Annotated in this window: 1 protein-coding gene; it reads right to left on the bottom strand. The window is 70.1% G+C overall.

The annotated features are described in order from the left end of the window. A partial coding sequence (locus A6V29_RS10750) for an aldehyde dehydrogenase family protein (protein ID WP_137160278.1) occupies positions 1 to 274 on the bottom strand: 274 nt, incomplete at both ends.

Below are 274 nucleotides of genomic sequence, written 5' to 3'. Positions count from 1 at the left end.
CCTTGTCGACGGCGTCCCGCACGTACCTCTCGACGTCCTCCAGCCCCGACTCGGTGGCCAGCGGGCCGACGTCGGTGGCCTCGTCCATCGGGTCACCGACGGTCAACGCGCCGATCTTGGCGGCGAACAGCCGGGTGAACTCCTCGGCGACGTCGCGGTGCACGAAGAAGCGCTTGGCGGCGATGCAGCTCTGCCCGTTGTTCTGGTTCCGCGAGGTGACGGCGACCTCGGCCGCCCGGTCCAGGTGGGCCGAGGGCATGACGATGAACGGGTC

The organism is Blastococcus sp. CCUG 61487 (genome assembly GCF_005222955.1).
Taxonomy (GTDB): domain Bacteria; phylum Actinomycetota; class Actinomycetes; order Mycobacteriales; family Geodermatophilaceae; genus Blastococcus.
This window is presented reverse-complemented; position numbering and strand designations above follow the sequence as displayed.